General features: G+C 59.4%; 20 protein-coding genes and 1 pseudogene. 17 read left to right on the plus strand and 4 right to left on the minus strand.

The features are described 5' to 3' along the window. The first annotated feature begins 303 nt into the window (after positions 1-303). The 15 genes from ACIPHM_RS22880 to ACIPHM_RS22950 all read left to right on the plus strand — a co-directional run bounded on the left by ACIPHM_RS22880 (position 304) and on the right by ACIPHM_RS22950 (position 9,668). Complete coding sequence (locus ACIPHM_RS22880; RefSeq protein ID WP_400333489.1) at positions 304-1,317, plus strand: hypothetical protein; 1,014 nt, start codon at positions 304-306, stop codon at positions 1,315-1,317. Further along, positions 1,317-1,676 carry a hypothetical protein gene (locus ACIPHM_RS22885; protein ID WP_400333492.1) on the plus strand — a complete coding sequence of 120 codons (360 nt, stop codon included), beginning with the start codon at positions 1,317-1,319 and terminating at the stop codon, positions 1,674-1,676. The genes ACIPHM_RS22880 and ACIPHM_RS22885 overlap by 1 nt, the downstream gene beginning before the upstream one ends. A gap of 2 nt (positions 1,677-1,678) precedes the next feature. Further along, positions 1,679-1,846 (plus strand): hypothetical protein, encoded by a 168-nt coding sequence (locus ACIPHM_RS22890; protein WP_400333495.1) that lies wholly within the window; start codon positions 1,679-1,681, stop codon positions 1,844-1,846. Between the two features lie 136 nt (positions 1,847-1,982). Beyond that, complete coding sequence (locus ACIPHM_RS22895) at positions 1,983-2,192, plus strand: hypothetical protein (RefSeq protein ID WP_400333497.1); 210 nt, start codon at positions 1,983-1,985, stop codon at positions 2,190-2,192. Beyond that, positions 2,189-2,407: a hypothetical protein gene (locus tag ACIPHM_RS22900; protein WP_400333500.1), complete on the plus strand. Its 219-nt coding sequence runs from the start codon at positions 2,189-2,191 to the stop codon at positions 2,405-2,407. Before ACIPHM_RS22895 ends, ACIPHM_RS22900 begins: the two co-directional genes overlap by 4 nt. Then, positions 2,404-2,748, plus strand: a complete 345-nt coding sequence (locus ACIPHM_RS22905; protein ID WP_400333502.1) for a hypothetical protein — start codon at positions 2,404-2,406, stop codon at positions 2,746-2,748. Before ACIPHM_RS22900 ends, ACIPHM_RS22905 begins: the two co-directional genes overlap by 4 nt. Continuing rightward, entirely contained in the window at positions 2,745-2,960 is a 216-nt protein-coding gene (locus tag ACIPHM_RS22910; RefSeq protein ID WP_400333505.1) for a hypothetical protein, read from the plus strand. The genes ACIPHM_RS22905 and ACIPHM_RS22910 overlap by 4 nt, the downstream gene beginning before the upstream one ends. A gap of 38 nt (positions 2,961-2,998) precedes the next feature. Further along, on the plus strand, positions 2,999-3,226 hold the full coding sequence (locus ACIPHM_RS22915) for a hypothetical protein (RefSeq protein ID WP_400333507.1): 228 nt from the start codon (positions 2,999-3,001) through the stop codon (positions 3,224-3,226). A gap of 562 nt (positions 3,227-3,788) precedes the next feature. After that, entirely contained in the window at positions 3,789-4,253 is a 465-nt protein-coding gene (locus tag ACIPHM_RS22920) for a hypothetical protein (RefSeq protein WP_400333508.1), read from the plus strand. Next, positions 4,250-4,894 carry a hypothetical protein gene (locus ACIPHM_RS22925; RefSeq protein WP_400333509.1) on the plus strand — a complete coding sequence of 215 codons (645 nt, stop codon included), beginning with the start codon at positions 4,250-4,252 and terminating at the stop codon, positions 4,892-4,894. The genes ACIPHM_RS22920 and ACIPHM_RS22925 overlap by 4 nt, the downstream gene beginning before the upstream one ends. A 465-nt stretch (positions 4,895-5,359) precedes the next feature. After that, positions 5,360-6,106 (plus strand): SDR family oxidoreductase, encoded by a 747-nt coding sequence (locus tag ACIPHM_RS22930; protein WP_400333512.1) that lies wholly within the window; start codon positions 5,360-5,362, stop codon positions 6,104-6,106. A 128-nt stretch (positions 6,107-6,234) separates the two neighbouring features. Next, positions 6,235-7,089 (plus strand): DJ-1/PfpI family protein, encoded by an 855-nt coding sequence (locus ACIPHM_RS22935; protein WP_400333514.1) that lies wholly within the window; start codon positions 6,235-6,237, stop codon positions 7,087-7,089. 156 nt (positions 7,090-7,245) lie between these two features. After that, positions 7,246-7,710, plus strand: a complete 465-nt coding sequence (locus tag ACIPHM_RS22940) for a YybH family protein (protein WP_400333516.1) — start codon at positions 7,246-7,248, stop codon at positions 7,708-7,710. 140 nt (positions 7,711-7,850) lie between these two features. Then, positions 7,851-8,900, plus strand: coding sequence for an SDR family oxidoreductase (locus ACIPHM_RS22945; RefSeq protein WP_400333518.1), 1,050 nt, complete (start codon positions 7,851-7,853; stop codon positions 8,898-8,900). Positions 8,901-8,969: 69 nt separating this feature from the next. Next, complete coding sequence (locus ACIPHM_RS22950) at positions 8,970-9,668, plus strand: DJ-1/PfpI family protein (protein ID WP_400333520.1); 699 nt, start codon at positions 8,970-8,972, stop codon at positions 9,666-9,668. 40 nt (positions 9,669-9,708) lie between these two features. Here the strand turns inward: ACIPHM_RS22950 and ACIPHM_RS22955 are convergent, their stop codons facing one another. The 3 genes from ACIPHM_RS22955 to ACIPHM_RS22965 form a co-directional block, all read right to left on the minus strand. Beyond that, positions 9,709-10,656, minus strand: coding sequence for a GlxA family transcriptional regulator (locus tag ACIPHM_RS22955; protein WP_400333522.1), 948 nt, complete (start codon positions 10,654-10,656; stop codon positions 9,709-9,711). A 303-nt stretch (positions 10,657-10,959) separates the two neighbouring features. Next, entirely contained in the window at positions 10,960-11,940 is a 981-nt protein-coding gene (locus tag ACIPHM_RS22960; RefSeq protein WP_400333524.1) for a helix-turn-helix domain-containing protein, read from the minus strand. A gap of 324 nt (positions 11,941-12,264) precedes the next feature. Continuing rightward, positions 12,265-12,525, minus strand: a complete 261-nt coding sequence (locus tag ACIPHM_RS22965; RefSeq protein WP_400333526.1) for a hypothetical protein — start codon at positions 12,523-12,525, stop codon at positions 12,265-12,267. A gap of 19 nt (positions 12,526-12,544) precedes the next feature. On the opposite strand from ACIPHM_RS22965, the gene ACIPHM_RS22970 reads away from it, so the two are divergent. Beyond that, the gene (locus tag ACIPHM_RS22970) at positions 12,545-17,677 is read left to right on the plus strand and encodes a YadA-like family protein (protein ID WP_400333528.1); all 5,133 of its coding nucleotides are present in this window, start codon (positions 12,545-12,547) and stop codon (positions 17,675-17,677) included. 73 nt (positions 17,678-17,750) lie between these two features. Here the strand turns inward: ACIPHM_RS22970 and ACIPHM_RS22975 are convergent. Then, positions 17,751-18,105: pseudogene (locus ACIPHM_RS22975) on the minus strand (LysR family transcriptional regulator); the annotation flags it as partial. On the opposite strand from ACIPHM_RS22975, the gene ACIPHM_RS22980 reads away from it, so the two are divergent. Continuing rightward, on the plus strand, positions 17,986-18,456 hold the full coding sequence (locus tag ACIPHM_RS22980; RefSeq protein WP_400333530.1) for an alpha/beta fold hydrolase: 471 nt from the start codon (positions 17,986-17,988) through the stop codon (positions 18,454-18,456). The pseudogene ACIPHM_RS22975 and the gene ACIPHM_RS22980 sit on opposite strands and share 120 nt — an antisense overlap. The last annotated feature ends 30 nt before the right edge of the window (positions 18,457-18,486 follow it).

Genomic DNA, 18,486 nt, shown 5'->3' on the forward strand with positions numbered 1-18,486 from the left:
AAGGGCGCAGGCGGGCTACCAAGGCTGGCGGCACGGTGTGACGCACAAGGGGGGCAATAGGCGAAGTCTATGGCGTTTGGGTCCTTCCCAGGCCCCTCCCCAGGCGGGGGCAAACGCTCCGCAGGCTTCCATATCTGCGTGGCGTTTTGAGAGGCATTTCCGTTTCTCATAATGTGGGATGGGCGAGAGTTTCAGCGGAAATCCCCCAAGAGGAAATCCATCACTCAATTGCCGAAACTACGAGAAACGACGCCGCTACGAGGCGGCTTTTAACCGAACTTCATCGAAACGAGTTGCCACCACATGCCCGACATCAACAACAATCGCGCCAACCAGCCGCAGCCGAACCAAGTCACGATTGCTATCGAACAGGGGAGCCGCGCGCTTGGCTTCCGTGATATCGGGTTCGCCGATGAACCGCGCCGCGTTGCGCAGCCAGCGGTCGCCGCCACCGCAATTGACCTGGCTCGCGCCATCGACCTGGGGGCGAACGGAGCGAACATTGCTCAATTGCTGGGTATCGAAAGCATCGCGCCTGACGGCGATCCGAAGGGGAATGTCCCGCTGTCGTCCGCCATAGATCAACCGGCTGGTGCTACCACTGTGATTGACCCGCTGGCAACCGTCCGCGAAAACTCGCAGGCTGCACGCGCTGGCGCGTTCGTGTTCTTGCCGCCCGACGGTCGCTCGCCTGGATATAACGCCGCTACTGCCGCGTACAGCGCAACGGCGCTTGCCCGCGTTGTCGATCCCGCGCAGTTTTTACCTGTGACTGACGGCACGAGCGCGATTGTGTCGGCGAAACCGGTTCATGACCTGAGTTTCGGCTATGCCGACATGGATTCTTACGCCATTCGCTTCACGCTGTCGCGATCTGAACAGCGCACTCTGGGTGGCGCTGAGCTTGGCGACCAGTTGCAGGGCGCAGTCCTTCGTGGCTTGGGCTTGCTGGTGGACAAGCTAGTGTTCGACGCCATCGACGCAGCGACCCCGGAGACGTTCGATTTCGGCAAGATGGCGGCCCGTAACGTCGGCTTCGGCGATATCACCGCCGTCATCGGAACCAGCGGTCAGGGCGCAACGGTCTGGCAGGACGGTATGCTTCGTTCGAAGGAAGGCATTCCCGCGCGCCTGACGGCTGGTCATGCCAAGTCGTTCGCAGGCGTTTTCTCCCGCGCTTTCGTAGCGGTGTGGCCGACTGTGAACATCCACGCTAAGCGCATGGACGCAAACGGGAACTTGGATATCAGCGTTTTTGCAAATGCCCGCGCTGTCCTGCCTACCGCTGCGCTGGACTTCTTTGCGGTGGCCGCCTGATGTTCGCGCGCTTCGCATCCTTGGTTAGCGCTGGGCGCGGGCGCGTCGCGAGCTTCGATGCAACCGACGTGTTACCGGCCGAATGCGCGACGCTCATAGCGGGTGCGTCGTTCGTGGAACGCGGCGCAGACGACGAGGGCGCTCCCCGCATGATCGTCACTACCGCACGGGGTGCTTTCCGTTACGCAAGCGACACGGCCAGCGCATGGCTGCGCGAACAATTCGGCCTAAATGACGCGCAGATGGCGCGCGCGATGCAGATGCTGCGCGCGCGCTTCGCGGAGTATCAGCGAATGCAAACGCTCGCCGAAACCGGTCGCGGCGGCCGCTGGGCCGACTGGAGACCTTTGGAGCTTTGAACATGGAACAGCAACGTATCAGCCTGACGATTCCGCGCGACGTGCGCGAGCAAATCGAAGCCGAACAACGCGCCATGTCGCAACGCGTCGGCGCAGAACTGTCATTCAATCAAACCGCCACCGCTTTGCTGCGGCGTGCGCTTGAGAGTCAGTCCTTAGCACCACACTGATCTACCCAGGTGGCCCCGCAACCTGGTCATGGGCAATGCGGGGGCGGCCTGGCCCCACCGTTCCGGGAACGGGGCCGTTTAAATCGCCTGCGGATGGGGCCGGCAATACCTCCGCACCTAACACACAACATACAGCATGAGCCAAAAGACCACCCTTATTGAAGCCGCGAATGCCTGTGGCGAAGCCTGCGCACTGCTGGCCCGTTATCGCGCGATGCTTTCCGTTGCAGCCAACTTAGAAGCGCCAGTAGTTGAACGCGCAATCATCGAAATTCGCCGCACTGCAAGCAGCTTGGAGTGCGCTGCCATTGCGCTTGCTAGTGCGAAACGAGAGGTGGCAGCATGAAAGCCCTGCTGTTGAAACTGTTTCGTTGCTCCGAATCTGCGGGCGCGCCAGAAACCGCGAGCGTACAGGCACCTGCGCCGAGTCCACGCAAGCCCACGGGCAAGCGCAAGTATGGCAAGGGGAAGCCGCGCCGACCCATGCCCAACGGCGCACGCAAGATCGACCCCAATGGCCCGCTGCTGGAGCAAGCTCGCCAGATGCGGGGTGGCCGATGAACACCTTCGCAATGACCGCGCCCGAATTGGCTGAAATCTTCGGACTGACGGCACGTCGGGTTACACAGTATCGCGATGACCGATTACTGCCGACCTTAGAGCGTGGCCGTTTTGACTTTGCCTGGCTGCTGTACCTGCGCAAGGGCCAAGAGCGCACCACCAATGTGCGCAACAAGCCAGACCGCGACACGCTGGTGGCCCTGGGCTGGATAGCTGGCATGAACGACAAGCCAAGCAATGACGACCTAGAGGCGTTCGGCAAGCTGTTCGAACGCAACGGATTGACGCGCGACGCTGCCCTGCTGGCCGTTGGCCGCGCACTGCAACTGGTCGCGCGATGAACAAGGGCCAAGCCTACCGCGCCGCCAATGCCCCGCCGATGCCGGATGCTGAAATGTGGGATGCATGCGTTTCGTCAATCCTTGGACCTGTTATTGCGCAGGCTGACTGCGAAGTGCGCCACCGGAATGCCCTACAACTGGCAGCCGCTGCACTGCGTGCTGCTGGTGCTGACGACATCGCCGCCCAGGCCAAACTGCGTATCGTCGCCTAAACGAGTTTCTCAACCCAGCAACAACGAGCCGTAGAAACATGGAATTTCTGACTCAGACTGACCACGCCCGAAACCATCTCCTTCAAGGAGTCGCCGCCGAGCTTGCCGACATGGCAGCCGACACACTGGAACCAGGCGCCGGACTGCCCATCGGGACTGATTTGCGCGCTAAGCTTGCCGCCGCCATGTATCAAGCGTTGCGCGATAACGTACCACCTCTAGTGAATGTGATGCACGCGTTGGACGCGATTCCGGCGGTCGCCTGACCGCTCCACAAGGCCCGCCAAAGCGCGGGCTATTTTTCAGATCATCGTCAATGGCGGCCTTGCTGTTGGCGAGTTGACGGGTTAATCCGCCTAAACTAGCGGATGCAGGCCCGAGGCATTACATTAGCTCCTGTCTTGGGACTTGGGGGGCTACGATGCCTGGAGTTATGCGGCTTCGCGTTTGGGACGTGGAGCACGGCGCTTGCGCCATGATTCAGCATGTGATGTCGACACCGACCGGTGATGTCGGCGGCAGGCTGGCAATGATCGATTCAGGGGATTCCTGTATATGGTCGCCTAGCACATACATTCGGGATGTCCTAGGCAGGTCGATGCTCGATTATCTGTTCATTACGAACGCGGACCAGGACCACATGAGCGACCTACGCGGCCTCGAAAGTGCTGGCGTGACTGTAGATACGCTAATTCGCAACACGTCCTACACTGGCGCCGCAATGCGCGCGATCAAACTAGGCGGCGGCCCATTGACTAGGGACGCTGAATGGTACGTGGGGGCGTGCGATAGCTACAATGTGCCCACCCAGGCCCCGTCAATCAGTGCATGAACGGGATCACCTGCGAGGTATTCAGCAATCCCTTTCCGAGATTCACGGATACCAACAATCTAAGCTTGGTGGTGTTCATCCGCTATGCCGGGGTGACCTTTCTATTTCCGGGCGACTTGGAGCGTGAGGGATGGCTTGCGCTATTGCAACGGCAAGATTTTCGTGCCCGCTTAGGCGATGTAGGTGTCCTAATGGCATCGCATCACGGACGTGAGAATGGTTTTTGCCGGGAAGTGTTCGATTACTGCTGGCCGCATGCTGTTGTCATTTCTGACAAGCCAATTATCCATGACACGCAGCGCACGGTGCCGGACTATCGTGCCGTCGTGCGCGACAGCGGTGTGATGGTGAGAACGACCGGCAAGCGACGCCATGTTTTGACCACTAGGCGAGACGGCTGGATTCAGTTCGAGGTAGATGACAACGGCGTTTGTTACATAGATACCGAGTGCAAAGGATGAAAGCCCGCTCAAACGTCCTGAAGGACGCGAACATCAAGTGGCTGGTTATGCTGGCCATCATGGATATAGCCGCGGTGCTTCTTTTCATCGCGCCCGAGGTGGTGGACGCAAGTATGATGGCGAGACTGCGCGCCAGCGTAGCCCCGCTGATGCCCGTGGTGATTTTGTTGCTTACAGGGCTCTTGTCGCATGAAGCCAAGGCTAGGCTTGTCTATTGGCGGATTGCGAACCCGCTGCCAGGTAGCCAAGCTTTCACGAAGTACGGACCGGCAGACGCTCGTATCGACATGAAGGCACTGGCAAAGAACGTCGGTGCATTGCCGACCGACCCAGGCGAGCAAAACGCTAGGTGGTACAAGCTCTATCGCCTGGTGGGTGACGATCCAGCAGTGTCGCACGCTCACAAGCTCTACCTGATGTATCGGGATATGGCGGCCATGTCGTTCCTGTTGATCCCGCTGGTGCCTGCCGCGCTTTGGTACACCGGGGTACCGCCGGCAAACCGATGGATCGCTGGCGGGCTGTTCGCCGTGCAATACGTGGTGTGCGCTATTAGTGCGCGTCACAGCGGCACGCGGTTCGTGTGCAATGTGCTTGCCGTCCACTCGACAAAGGAGGTTAGAGAAGGGGGCGCGACATGATGGCATCTCCGATGGTACGTCGATGCTCAGACTTCAAGAAACCAAATAAATACGCGGGCTTTCGGGCGCAATTAATTATCGAGTGGGAGTGATCCCTCATCCGGCATAGCCCGGCACCAAAGCAAATCAACACTTCCGAGCCCGCGTAATGCGGGCTTTTTTATTGTCGGCTTGCCGCTGCGAGTTATCTCTTCATTTTCCGCATCGGCTCACGCATTGCTCGATCCGACAGCGCCGCGGTCGCTGACGAAAGTTGTGGCGAGTGTGCTGCGATTGACGCCGATTGGAATCCCCATCCCTCGCTTTTTCTGTGCGCTACGGGGGTGACTTTTTTTAAGGGTTATAAGTCCTTTGCGTCATTTACTGTGCCTTTCATAATTTGTTCGGAAATCAAGTCGAGGCAAGCGCGGTCGTGCTTTGACCCCTTGGCTTGATCAATTGTGAAGCAGAGAAAGGAACACAGAGATGAGGCTCAAGAACAAGACAGCTTTGATTACTGGCGGTACGAGTGGCATCGGTCTCGCCACCGCAAAACTTTTCATTGCAGAAGGCGCCCGAGTCGCGGTTACCGGTCGAGATGAGGCCGTGTTCGAGCGCGTGAAGGCCGAGCTGGGCGAGAACGCGATCGTGCTTAAGGGCGATGTCCGTTCGATTGACGACATGCGGGCAATCGCCGCCGAGGTGAAGGAGAAGTTCGGCGGTCTCGATGTGGTGTTTGCAAACGCGGGACGAGCTTTCCCCTCAGCCGTGAACGACATCACCGCAGAGCTTTACGACGAGATCATGGACATCAACGTCAAGGGCGTAGTGTTCACGCTTCAGGCGGTCTTGCCGTATTTGCGGGAGGGCGCCTCCTTCATCCTGAACACATCGTTCGTTGCGCAGACCGGCCAGCATGGCATCTCGCTGACTGCAGCAGCGAAGGCCGCCGTGCGATCACTTGCCCGTAGCTGGTCCTACGAGTTCCTCGACCGCAAAATCCGCTTCAACGCCATCGCTCCCGGCGCCACGGACACGCCGCTGCTTAGCAAGTGGGGCCTGTCCAACGAGGTGCTTCGCAACATCAAGGAAGAACTCGCGAAGACCATTCCGGTGGGCCACATGGGCAAGGCCGAAGACATCGCCTACGCGGCGCTCTATCTCGCCAGCGACGAATCGTCCTACGTCGTCGGCACGGAACTGGTCGTCGATGGCGGCGCCTCGCAACTCTAAGGCTTCAGTTCCCGCTTCCCCACGTTTTGATCATATTTCCGCCACGCGTTTCGTCACCGTGGTTCTTCAGTTCGGCCCTCCCTGGCTGCGCTCGCAGAGGGGCGGCCGAATGACCAGGAGAAATTATCTTGACCGACCCCAGCAAAAATAAAGCCTCCCGCGAGCAACTCGGCAGAGCAGGGCATTCCCGTCGCGATGCGCTCAAGTTCGGAAGCGTTGCCGCGCTCGGCGCCGTGATCGGGGGCGGCGCTTTGCTTGGCAGCGCCAAGCCTGCTTTTGCGCAGGCTGGCAGTAAGGCAGAGCTTGCTCCGAATGAACCCCTTAACATCTTGATCGTGAATTACGACGGGGGGACGCTTCTTGATTTCGCCGGCCCCAGCGAGATTTTTCACCGGCTGCCGAATACGAACGTCCGCTATGCGAGTCTCAATGGCGGCAACGTGACGCTCGAATTCGGGGTTGTTTATGGCAACACGGAACGACTGGCCGATATCGAGAAGACTGACTTGATTCTGGTGCCCGGCGGCACCGATTTGTCGGCGCCGATGCGTCCGGAATATCTGGCGCAGATTCGACGTCTGGCTGACGGCGCCAAACACGTTACGTCGGTTTGCAACGGATCGCTCGTGCTCGCCGCAACGGGGGTGCTCAAAGGCAAGCGAAGTGCCTGCCATTGGGCCTTCGTCAACAAACTGTCCGAATATGGCGCGATCGGTGTTCCGGATCGTTTCGTAGAAGACGACAACGGCCGGTTCATGAGCGGCGGCGGCGTGACCGCGGGCATCGACTTCGCGCTTCGTGTTGCCGCGAAGATGCGGGGTCAGCAGGCCGCCGAATTCACCCAACTCGCGATCGAATACGACCCCGCTCCGCCGTTCCATTCCGGTCACCCCAGAGACGCACGGCCAGAAGTCATCGCGATGGTCGACAAGGAATTGCCCGGCGCGTCCAAGGGACTCGCGCGAATTCCGGGCGTTCGCTGAAACGCTTGTGGACAGTGTGTGCGCGGCCATCCGCTCGCTTCGGCTCGCGTCAGTTAATGCCGCCGCCGACATTGCCTGCGTTATCTGCGCCGCCGGTGTTACCTGCCCAAGTTGGCGCAGCCCTCTTCAGTTCATTCAAAAATAGGAAATCAAAAGATGCGAAAGATTCGTTTTTGTACCGCTGCCCTGGCCGTCTGCCTCTCCTTTTCCGCGTTCGCTGCATCGGCGGCGACCGGTCGTCCCCAACCGCAAGTCGAAGCGGCTATCAAAGCCGAGAACGCCCGATGGGCGCAAGCCTATGCGCGAGGTGACTACGAGGCAGTGGGCCGCCTGTATACGAAAGACGGCACCCTCTTGCAGCCTGGCGGCGAGAGAATCACGGGCGCCAGTGCGATCACCGCGTACTTTGCCAAAGCGTCTGCGGGATCGGCGCCCGACACCGTATCGTTCAGCAATTACGAGTTTTACGGTAACGATCAGGTTGTGACGGAAGTCTCGGATGCGGAGATCCATGACCCCACTGGAAAACTCAAATATCGCGGTAAGCAGATTCTCATCTTCCTGAAGCAAGGCGGCGCCTGGAAGTTGCATCGCGATATGTGGAATGATTCCGCTCCCTGAGATCAACCGTCTTAGCTATCCAGACTCGGGCTGTGCCCCTATTGCGCCTACTGCCGCACAAGGCCGACAAGTTGTCGATGGCGTGTAAAGGGGCCAGCCGAGAGGGGGCGAATTCATCGTATTGGTTGGAGCGTATCTTGATGACGAAGACAGTTGTCGTTGCAGGTGCCGTAGGCGTTATTGGCCGTGGAGTGCTTGGGTATTACGAAGACAAGGAGGTGAATCTGGTCGCGGTTTCCCGGCGCGCGCCGGACTTTCCCACTCGCGCAAGGCATTTGCCGGTCGATCTTCTCGACAGACATTCCTGCGAAGCATTCCTTGCCCAGATCCCCGACACGACGCATCTTGTGTTCGCAGCCTATCAGGAGCGGTCCACGCCGGCAGCGCTTGTCGACGTGAATCTGCTGATGCTCAGGAACTTTGTCGAGGTGATGGAGAAGCATGCGGTGAATCTCCGGCACGTTACCCTGATGCAGGGTGGCAAGGCTTACGGTGTGCATCTCGGTGAAATGCCGCTTTCGCCGGCGAAAGAGCGCGACCCTCGCCACATGCCGCCGAATTTCTATTACGACCAGGAGGACTTTCTTCGCGACCTTTCGGTCGGACGGGCGTGGTCGTGGACCGCGCTTCGTCCGGAGGGCGTCGCAGGGCTGGCGCTCGGGAATCCGATGAACCTGCTGATGGTGATTGCCATCTATGGGACGATCGCCAAAGCGCTTGGCGTTCCCATGTCGTTTCCCGGGCCTCGCGCTGCTTACGACGCGCTATATCAAGTGACGGACACGCGCATTCTCGCCCGAGCCGTCGATTGGGCAGGGGAGGCGGCGCAGTGCCGGGGGCAGGCCTACAACATTACCAACGGCGACTACTTCCGATGGTCCCGGGTCTGGCCGCGCCTGGCCGAGTTCTTCGATATCCCGGCAGGGGAGCCGTTACCGATGTCTTTGCAACAGATGATGGCGGACAAGGCCGGACTATGGAATCAACTGGTTGAGCAGCATGGTCTTCGCCCGTACGACTACGGTGAAATCGTGTCGTGGAAGTTCGGCGACCTGATTTTCAAGTCCACGTTCGATAACATCACGAGCACCATCAAGGCACGCAAGCACGGATTCCACGATTGTATTGATAGCGAGGAGATGTTTCTCGAGATGTTGGCGGATCTGAGGCAGCAGCGATACATTCCATAACGCCGGTGAATACCCGCGAATGCCCACGCGTGATGTCCGCGTAATGCTATTTGGCCAGCGCAAAGGAGTATGAAGATGATTCCTGGGGATAGGCACTTGAAGATTGGCGGTTTGATCTTCCCGAATATGGACCAATGTGATTTCACCGGTCCCTTTGAAGTACTGTCGCGCATTCCCAATTCGACTTTCCACACATTGTGGAGAGACAAAAGTATTGTGCGGGATATGCGAGGCCTGCAAATGGTTCCGGACACCTCGTTCGAAGAGGCGCCTCAGCTCGACGTTCTGCTCGTTCCGGGAGGATATGGTCAGGAAGAAGTTGCAGCCGACGAGGACGTTCTTGCGTTTATTCGTGAGCAAGCCCGGCGCGCCCTATATGTGTACTCGGTGTGTACCGGCGCGCTTGTCTGCGGCGCTGCCGGCTTGCTACATGGCCGGAAGGCAACGACTCACTGGACAGCCATGGAGGCGCTCCCGTTCTATGGCGCCATCCCTTGCGATGAGCGTGTCGTGATCGACGGCAATTACGTAAGCGCCGGAGGGGTTACCTCGGGTATCGACGGCGCTCTCATTCTGGCCGCGCTGCTTCGTGGAGAGCAGGTAGCCAGAGAACTTCAACTTTACATGGCTTACGACCCGCAACCGCCGTTTGATTCGGGCTCACCCGCAAAGGCCTCTGCCGATGTCCTGAGCGCCGTTCGTGCGCGAGCGCAGGCAATCACCGAGCAACGCATGGCCACCGCCCGCAAGTACGCGCGTCGAGCCTGAACTCTGTGTAACGACGCATTGCGGACTTGCCATAGTGCGATCAGCGGCTGCCGATGAGTCTGCTCTCGCGTCGAATCGATTGCGGGGGATGTCCATACAGTTTGACGAAGGCTCTGCGCATTCGCTCCGGATCGGTGAACCCTACCGCGAGAGCAATCTGTTCGATGGGTTCGCTGCCGTCTTGCAAGCGCAGTCGCGCCGCTTCCACTCGCAAACGCTCGACCGCCTTGGCAGGTGTCTCTCCCGTTTCCCGGCGAAATGCTCGCCCGAATTGTCGCGGACTTAACCTTGCCGCATCTGCGAGTCGCTCGACAGGCAGTGCTTCGGTCAAATGTTCCCTGGCGAAGTTCAGCGCGATGCGAATGCGATCCGATTCCGGGTCCATCTGCGACATTGCGGAGAATTGGGACTGACCTCCGGGTCGGCGATACGGAACCACCAGCAGTCGGGAGACGGTGCGCGACGTTTCCGGGCCCATGTCTTTTTCAATCATGGCGAGGGCCAGGTCAATGCCGGAGGCGATACCTGCCGACGTCCAGATGCGGCCGTCCGCGATATAGATACTGTCGCCCTCGACTTTGACGCGAGGGAAGCGTGACTGCAACTGAGCGGCGTATCGCCAATGCGTTGTGGCTTTCACTTCGTCTAACAGTCCGGCTTCGGCAAGCAAAAATGCCCCGGTACACACGCTTGCCACCCGCGCCGCTCTGGCACTCAATTTCCTGGCAGCCGCGATGTTTTCCGGTTCCTGCATCGGGGCGATATCGCCACCCACGAAGATGACCGTGTCAAATGGGCGTCTTCCAATCGGCTTTGTCTCGATCGGCAGGCCCGCGTTGCCCAGAAGGGATCCTCCCGCCTGCGAGATGACATGGAGATCGTAGGGGCTATGGCCAGCAGCCGTGGCGACCTGACTAAAAGCCGAAAGTGGTCCGGCAAGATCAAGCGCGTCGTGGCCACGGCAAACAAAAAATCCGATGCGATGCATGGTGAGGTAGTCAAACGAGAACCCTGATGTGTCTTATTTTAAGGGAAATATGGAGATAAAGTCGAACGTCTTTAAATGAGGGATAAACGTCTTTTGAGACTGTGCTAATCGGGAGTCGGCTTGATAAGCCGAACGGTGCGGGCAGCGACTGAAGACGCAGACATTCATGTTATTCGGTGGAAAGCTCAGAACATAGGGAAGGGGCTGGCGGCCGGAAAAGGCGACAAGCGTGACAAGCGTGGGCTTTTGCCCTTTTGATTTTGCGTGGCCAGGGTTGCGTGTGTCCGGGTTACCGATGTGTCGCTACCTTTCCGACGGTTCCTTTTCGGACATTGCGGTGCTTCGATACTCGCGGGGAGATACGCCGAACGCGCGTCGAAATATGCGGCAGAAATGCGAGAGATCGCCGAAGCCGCATTGGTATGCCGTCTCGGCAATAGTCGTTTCCGACTGACCGTGCACCAGAAGATGTGCAAAGCGTCTCAGGCGTCGGTCGATAACGGTTTGAGCGAAGGATTGTTCTTGCGCTTCAAACAGCTTGTGAAGATAACGCGATGAGATGTTGAAGCGCTTTGCCACCGACGTGGCATTCATCGACGAGTCAGTCAGGCATACGTCGATATGCTGGGAAATCGCAACGAACAGTGCTTGATGCATCGACTCCCCGCGATCTCCCTGCGGATAACTGGCACGGCTCGCGGCGGCCCCCAGCAATGCGATGAGGTGATCTACCACCAGCCGCTGCCCCACCAGATCGAGCTGCTTCGCGCTCGTATACAGTTGCTGAAACATGACACGTGCCATCTGGCCGAGCCCATTATTCACACATGTCAGGTTCACGTGCATGCATCGATCCGGATCGCGTAAGAGCGGCTGCAACCGGTGTCGGGGAATGAGTGCCGAGAGTGTCGTTGTCTCCGGATGCGTGATCGAGATCGTGAATGGTTTGCGATTGTCCAGCAGCAACAGATCGCCGCTGCGAACTTCATACGCTCCCCGGTCGTACTCGATGTAATGCGTATCGGCCCCCAGCACCACCATGATCATCTCGCATTTATCTTGCGAGAACTCCTTCTTTCCACGAATCAATTGCTGTGGGCTCAGGACGTTTTGGGCGACATAGATGTCGTCGACGGCCATCGTCTCGTTATGACATGGGAAGGCATCATTCCAGGCGCCGCGTTCTGTCGCCGCCGTATACACGTTGATCGATTGAGCAAGCATGTCGCGCCATAACGCGAATTGCTCGTTTCCCGGAACGGAGATCGTCGACCAGTACGCCATCGTCAGGTTTATCCATTTTTAATCAATGCATATCGGGAGAGCGGCGAGGAGAAGCGGGATTGAGGGGATTTTTATCGATGACGCTGCCCGGAGCCATCGGTCGGCCAACACTTTAGGAGAGATGCCAGGCGTTGTGCGTGAATCGCCAAGTCGTCGTGCGCGAATCTCCAATACCAAAAACAACCGTCGGAACAACAATCGCCGTGTTCCAGTGCAAGACGTTTGTGCTTCGCAGTGGACTGTTCAGCTTTCCTGGAGCGATGCCATGAAGCGAAGTTTCCGACTGGTCTGGTGTTATTCGCGACGACAATTGACAGCCGCTCCTCATAACGGGTGCCATTCCGGCACTGCTGAAAGTCCCGTTGGCGTCACCCGAATTACGGTTCGATTTCGGCAGTTGATCTTGTGCGCGGCAGTGTCGTCCTGCGCGTTGAGCGTCAGCAAGATATGCGGTGCAGAACCTGTCGGCAGTCCTTTCATCGGGTACAGCCTCGACAACAACAGATTCATGAGGTGTTTTAGTGCTGCATCGGGAAACAGCGAATTAAGGGAATGCAGCGCCTGGGGAGAGGGATTTGCCAGCATTGGCTCTTCATATTCCTATATGTCGGCGGCGTATGATGCCGCGGGAGGTGTTTGGGCCGGGACGCTGAGTAGCGGGCTTTGGTATGGAGGAGGACCGGCAGGCGGCGCCGCATTGGGTTCGTCCGTATTGTCAGTCATGTCGGAGGGTGCCATTCTCAAGGGCCGGCGTATCCAGTTACAAGGGGCGGGGGACGGCGCTGCGCTGCGCAATTACTTCGCTGTCGAAACAGATACGCAATCGCTTCTCACGAATGTCCGGATCGGGGATAGCGCCGTCGATTCGAATAACGCGTCGACATTCTCGGTGGAATCTGGCCGACTCCAGTTGGGAAATCATGCTAATGCAGGTGCAAATGCGTCTATTGCGCTGGGTGTGACGTCGAGCGCAAAAGACGAAGGCGCGGTGGCGGTCGGCCAGGGCGCCGTGGCTGAAAAACATTCAGCGTCTGCCTTTGGCGCCGCCGCGAAAGCCATGGAGGCGTCGAGCGTCGCAATTGGTGCCAATTCCCAAGCGTTCAGGTCGGGTGATGTGGCATTGGGAAGCGGTGCCGTGACGCCAGATTCCGCAATGAGCGATGCCGATGGGAAAACGATCAATGTCGTGAGCGTCGGCGCGACTTCCGCTGAGCGAAGGATCGTCAATGTTGCGAGAGGTCGTGTTGATTCGACGTCAACAGATGCCACGACAGGTGCGCAACTGCACGGTGTTGCCGACAGTGTCGCAAAGGGGCTGGGCGGTGGGGGCGCAGTGAACCCGGACGGCACAGTCGCAGCGCCGGAATATAAGGTCCAGCAGGGGAGTTTTCAGGATGTCGGTTCGGCGCTGGATGCCGTCGACAAAGGCTTGGCGGCATTGGACACGAAGGTTGTCGAGACGCACGCCAAAGTCGAGAAAGATATGGCGGCATTGGACACGAAGGTTGTCGAGACGTACGCCGAAATCGAGAAAGATATGGCGGCGTTGGACACGAAGGTTGTCGACACGAACACCAAAATCGACATCGGCATGGCGGCGCTCGATACGAAGGTTCTTGAGACCAACGCCAAAGTCGACAACGGCATCACGGCGCTGGACACCAAGCTCGGCGAGATGAATCAAGGCATCGCGCAAGGCACTATGGGCATTGTGCAGCGCACTGGCGATCCGGACGAGACAGCTCTGGTGGCGCAAGGGGGGAGTGCAGCGAAGCCCGGCAACGCGCAAAAGTTGATCAATCTCGCCGCGGGCAACGTTTCAAGCGCATCGACGCACGCCGTCAACGGCGCGCAGTTGTACGGTGTTTCAGACAGTGTTGCCAAGGGGCTGGGCGGCGGCGCCAAAGTGAGCCCGAACGGCACGCTTACTGCGCCGGAATACAAGATCCAGAACAAGCGTTTTAACGATGTCGGCTCAGCGCTGGGTGCCGTCGACGGGGGGATGACAACGCTTAACGCCACGCTCAAAAATATTGGTTCTACGTTGGGCGGAGTCGATAAAGGGATGGCGGACCTGGACACCAAGGTCGAGGGGATAGACAACAAGCTCGGTGACATCGAGACCGACATCGCACAGGGGGCCGCCGGCGTTGTTCAACGCACGGATAATCCGCATGAGACCGTCCTGGTGGCACATGAGGCAAGCGCAGCGAACCCGGGTAATGCGCAAAAACTCACCAATCTCGCTGCGGGAGCTGTCTCAAACGTGTCGACGGATGCTATCAACGGCGCGCAGTTGTATGGTGCATCGGACAGTGTTGCCAAGGGGCTGGGAGGCGATGCCAAAGTGAATCCGGACGGCACCCTTACCGCGCCGGAATACAAGATTCAGCAGGGGAGTTTTCAGGATGTCGGTTCGGCGCTTAGCGCAATCGATAAGGGAGTGACGACGCTGGACCAAAAGGTCGCCGAGACGAACACCAAAGTCGGTCAGGAAATGACGGCGCTCGATACCAAGCTCGGAGATATGCATCGAGGCGTCGCCCGAGGGGCCATAGGCGTTGTGCAACGCACTGTGAATCTGGACGAGATGGTCATGGTTGCGCGGGAAGGGAGTTCTGCGAATCCCGGTAACGCGCAAAAGCTGATCAATCTCGCTGTGGGCCGTGTCGCTAGTACCTCGACGGATGCCATCAACGGCTCGCAGTTGTATGGCGTATCTGACAGCGTTGCCAAAGGGCTGGGCGGCGGCGCGAAAGTGAACCCGGACGGCACGCTCGACGCGCCGGAATACAAAGTCCAGCAAGGGAGTTTTCGGGATGTCGGTTCAGCGCTGGGCGCCGTCGATAAGCGTGTGGCGATGCTGCACACGAGGCTCGTCGACACGAATGACAATGTCGCACAAGGGACCGTAGGCGTCGTACAACGCAATGGCAATTCAGACGAAACAGTTCTGGTGGCGCAAGGGGCCAGTTCGACCAAGCCGGGCAAAGCGCAGAAGCTGAGCAATCTTGCCGCAGGCGTCGTCTCGAATGCCTCGACGGATGCCATCAACGGTGCGCAGTTATATGGCGTGTCGGACAGCGTTGCCAAAGGGTTGGGTGGCGGCGCGAAAGTGAACCCGGACGGCACGCTCGACGCGCCGGAATACAAGATCCAGCAAGCGAGCTTCCAGGATGTCGGTTCAGCGCTGGGTGCCGTCGACAAAGGCATGACGGCGCTCGACACGAAGGTCGTCGAGACGAACGCCAAAGTCGACAAAGGCATCGCAGCACTCGACACGAGGGTCGGCGAAACGAACGCCAAAGTCGACAAGAGCATGGCGGCGCTCGACAAGAAGGTCGTTGAAACGAACACAAAGGTCGACAAAGGCATAGCGGCGCTCGATACGAGGGTCGTTGAAACGAACACCAAGGTCGACAAAGGCATAGCGGCGCTCGATACGAAGGTCGTTGAAACGAACGCCAAGGTCGACAAAGGCATAGCGGCGCTCGATACGAAGGTCGTCGAGACGAACACCAAAGTCGACAAAGGCATCGCGGCGCTCGATACGAAGGTCGTTGAAACGAACGCCAAGGTCGACAAAGGCATCGCGGCGCTCGATACGAAGGTCGTCGAGACGAACACCAAAATCGACAAAGGCATCGCAGCGCTCGATACGAAGGTCGTTGAAACGAACGCCAAGGTCGACAAGGGTATGGCGGCGTTGGACACCAAGCTCGGAGAAATGAATCAAGGCATCGCAAAAGGCGCTATGGGCGCTGTGCAGCGCACTGAAAATTCGGACGAGGCTGTCCTGGTAGCGAAAGGGGCGAGTGCAGCGAAGCCGGGCAAAGCGCAGAAGCTGAGCAATCTTGCCGCAGGCGTCGTCTCGAATGCTTCGACGGATGCCGTCAACGGCACACAGTTGTATGGCGTGTCGGACAGCGTTGCCAAGGGGCTGGGCGGTGGGGCCAAAGTAAACCCGGACGGGACGCTTGCCGCGCCGGAATACAAGATCCAGCAAGCGAGCTTTCAGGACGTCGGTTCAGCGCTGGGTGCCGTCGACAAGGGCATGACGGCGCTCGACACGAAGGTCGTCGAGACGAACGCCAAAGTCGACAAAGGCATGGCGGCATTGGACACGAGGGTCGTCGAGACCAATACCAAAGTCGACAAAGGCATGGCGGCACTGGACACGAAGGTTGTCGAGACCAACGTCAAAGTCGACAAGGGCATGACGGCGCTCGACACCAAGCTCGGCGACGTGAGTCGAGGTCTCGCGCTAGGCACGGTGGGCGTTGTGCAGCGCACTGGCAATCCGGACGGGGCGGTTCTGGTGGCGCAAGGGGCGAGTGCTGCGAATCCCGGCAAAGCGCAGAGGCTGACCAATCTCGCCGCAGGCAATGTCTCGAACACGTCTACAGATGCCGTCAACGGTGCTCAATTGGCCCGCTTGGCCCACGGTGTCGTGTCGAGTCTCGGCGGCGGGGCCAGCATCAATTCGGATGGCTCGCTCACCGGACCGAAATACACGATCGCGAACAAGGTGGTTGGCAACGTAGGCGATGCCTTCCGGGCCATCGACACGAATATGACCCGCCTGACGGCACAGTTCAATCAGTTCGGGACGGGTGGCAACCTCAAATTCCTTAGCGTGAATTCGTCGCTCGACAGCGGTTCGGCGACCGGTATCGAGAGCATTGCCATTGGCCCCACAGCGAAAGCCGAGCGCGCGAGTTCCCTGGCCATGGGCCATGCGGCAAGAGCGGGTGGGGTCGCATCGGTATCGTTGGGAGAGAAAGCGGCGGCCCTCGGCCACTTCGGCGTGGCATTGGGGGCTAATGCCGTGGCGGTCAATGAGGGGGACGTTGCCATCGGCAGTGGCTCTACGACGGAGAAATCGGTCAGTACACCGCAGGCGGCCATCAGGAGCACGACCTACGCATTGGCCGGAGCATTGGCACGCGGCACGGTTTCCGTTGGCACAGCCGGGCATGAGCGAAGCATCACGAACGTTGCCGCGGGGCGCGTGGACAAGTCTTCCACCGATGCCATCAACGGTTCGCAACTCGCGGCCACGAATTTTGCCCTTGAGACGCTGGGGAAGCAGATCGATACGCTGGTGCCAGTCCGCGATGGAGACTTCTTGCATTACGACCCCACTACCAGTCCATCGGGGGGCAAAACCGTCACGTTGGGGGACAAAGGGCGTGGCCCCGTTTCCGTCTCGAACCTTGCGCCTGGGGTGGGGGCGTCAGATGCGGTCAATGTCGCGCAGTTGAAGGCATCTCAAAGGGCGTCGGTTCAGTACGAGCAAGCGCCCAATGGCACCGTGGACGATAGCCGCGTGACGTTGGGCAACGGAAATGCGCCCGACGGAACCCGTATCTCGAATGTGGCGGCGGGACAGGATCCGAAGGATGCGGTGAACGTCGAGCAACTCAAGCAGAGCATGATAGGCAGCCAACGCTACGCGTTTAACGGTCTGGCGCGGCTCAGCAGGGAGGTGAAGGACCTTCGAAACGACGCGTTCGGCGGGATTGCGGGGGCGCTTGCAACGGCCAACCTTCCGCAGCCCAGCGCGCCTGGCGCGAACATGCTGTCGGCGGCCGTGGGGGCATTCAGGGGACAGAGTGCGGTGGCCATCGGGTATTCGCGGATGTCTGCCGACGGGCATCTGATTTTCAAGCTCAACGCAAATGCCAACACGCGTGGCGATGCGGGCGGCGGGGCCGGTATCGGTTATCAATGGTGAGCCCCGGCTTGCCCGTCATGATGTCGGCCGCGGGCAGCGTCCACTGAGGCAGGACGGCGCGCAGTTGGCCGGATTCGAGATACGCCCGCGCGAATGCCGAAAGGGCCGGCGCAATATAGGTGCGGCCGAAGCCGAGCGTCGCCGCCAGTCGGAGCAGGCCGCGAGGCGATGTCTGCGCCCCGGTCACCGCGTGCTCTAGCGCTTCGAGCTCGCCGAGAATTCGTGCGCCGTCTTGCAAATACATCTCGCCTTCCGGCGTGAGGCTGATGCGTCGTGTCGTACGCCTGCAGCAGGCGCCCCCCCAGCCGATGCTCCAGTTGCGCCAGCCGACGACTCACCGCAGGCGGCGTGATGCCCATTTGCTGCGCGGCAGCGGCCCCGCGTTGCTGATGTTGCACGGGCACCCGCAAACATCCGCGACCTGGCACAAAGTTGCGCCCGCGCTGGCGCAGCATTTCACGTTGGTGCTGGCTGACTTGCGAGGTTACGGCGACTCCGCCAAGCCTGCCGGCGACGCCGATCACGCCAACGACAGCAAGCGTGTCATGGCGACGGACATGCTCGCGGCCATGCGCGAATTGGGGTACGCAACCTTCTTGGTGCTGGCGCTGTGGGGCGAGCGGGGCGTCGTTCACCGTTGCTTCAAGCCGCTCGACGAGTGGCAGCGTGTGGCGTCCGATGTTCGCGGACATCCGATGCCTTGCGGTCACTACATCGCGGAAGAAGCGCCCGATCGTTTGCTGGCCGACGTGCTGCCCTTCCTTCTGGGCGGGCGCTGAAACTTCGGACGGGCTGACGCGATGTGATGA

Source organism: Pandoraea sp. NPDC087047 (assembly GCF_044745225.1).
Classification (GTDB): domain Bacteria; phylum Pseudomonadota; class Gammaproteobacteria; order Burkholderiales; family Burkholderiaceae; genus Pandoraea.

What these genes read in the sequence shown, in the direction of transcription:
- ACIPHM_RS22880 (WP_400333489.1), top strand. Translation starts at nt 304, where the DNA reads ATGCCCGACATCAACAACAATCGCGCCAACCAGCCGCAGCCGAACCAA.
- ACIPHM_RS22885 (WP_400333492.1), top strand. Translation starts at nt 1,317, where the DNA reads ATGTTCGCGCGCTTCGCATCCTTGGTTAGCGCTGGGCGCGGGCGCGTC.
- ACIPHM_RS22890 (WP_400333495.1), top strand. Translation starts at nt 1,679, where the DNA reads ATGGAACAGCAACGTATCAGCCTGACGATTCCGCGCGACGTGCGCGAG.
- ACIPHM_RS22895 (WP_400333497.1), top strand. Translation starts at nt 1,983, where the DNA reads ATGAGCCAAAAGACCACCCTTATTGAAGCCGCGAATGCCTGTGGCGAA.
- ACIPHM_RS22900 (WP_400333500.1), top strand. Translation starts at nt 2,189, where the DNA reads ATGAAAGCCCTGCTGTTGAAACTGTTTCGTTGCTCCGAATCTGCGGGC.
- ACIPHM_RS22905 (WP_400333502.1), top strand. Translation starts at nt 2,404, where the DNA reads ATGAACACCTTCGCAATGACCGCGCCCGAATTGGCTGAAATCTTCGGA.
- ACIPHM_RS22910 (WP_400333505.1), top strand. Translation starts at nt 2,745, where the DNA reads ATGAACAAGGGCCAAGCCTACCGCGCCGCCAATGCCCCGCCGATGCCG.
- ACIPHM_RS22915 (WP_400333507.1), top strand. Translation starts at nt 2,999, where the DNA reads ATGGAATTTCTGACTCAGACTGACCACGCCCGAAACCATCTCCTTCAA.
- ACIPHM_RS22920 (WP_400333508.1), top strand. Translation starts at nt 3,789, where the DNA reads ATGAACGGGATCACCTGCGAGGTATTCAGCAATCCCTTTCCGAGATTC.
- ACIPHM_RS22925 (WP_400333509.1), top strand. Translation starts at nt 4,250, where the DNA reads ATGAAAGCCCGCTCAAACGTCCTGAAGGACGCGAACATCAAGTGGCTG.
- ACIPHM_RS22930 (WP_400333512.1), top strand. Translation starts at nt 5,360, where the DNA reads ATGAGGCTCAAGAACAAGACAGCTTTGATTACTGGCGGTACGAGTGGC.
- ACIPHM_RS22940 (WP_400333516.1), top strand. Translation starts at nt 7,246, where the DNA reads ATGCGAAAGATTCGTTTTTGTACCGCTGCCCTGGCCGTCTGCCTCTCC.
- ACIPHM_RS22945 (WP_400333518.1), top strand. Translation starts at nt 7,851, where the DNA reads ATGACGAAGACAGTTGTCGTTGCAGGTGCCGTAGGCGTTATTGGCCGT.
- ACIPHM_RS22950 (WP_400333520.1), top strand. Translation starts at nt 8,970, where the DNA reads ATGAAGATGATTCCTGGGGATAGGCACTTGAAGATTGGCGGTTTGATC.
- ACIPHM_RS22955 (WP_400333522.1), bottom strand. Translation starts at nt 10,656, where the DNA reads ATGCATCGCATCGGATTTTTTGTTTGCCGTGGCCACGACGCGCTTGAT.
- ACIPHM_RS22960 (WP_400333524.1), bottom strand. Translation starts at nt 11,940, where the DNA reads ATGGCGTACTGGTCGACGATCTCCGTTCCGGGAAACGAGCAATTCGCG.
- ACIPHM_RS22965 (WP_400333526.1), bottom strand. Translation starts at nt 12,525, where the DNA reads ATGCTGGCAAATCCCTCTCCCCAGGCGCTGCATTCCCTTAATTCGCTG.
- ACIPHM_RS22970 (WP_400333528.1), top strand. Translation starts at nt 12,545, where the DNA reads ATGTCGGCGGCGTATGATGCCGCGGGAGGTGTTTGGGCCGGGACGCTG.
- ACIPHM_RS22980 (WP_400333530.1), top strand. Translation starts at nt 17,986, where the DNA reads ATGCTCCAGTTGCGCCAGCCGACGACTCACCGCAGGCGGCGTGATGCC.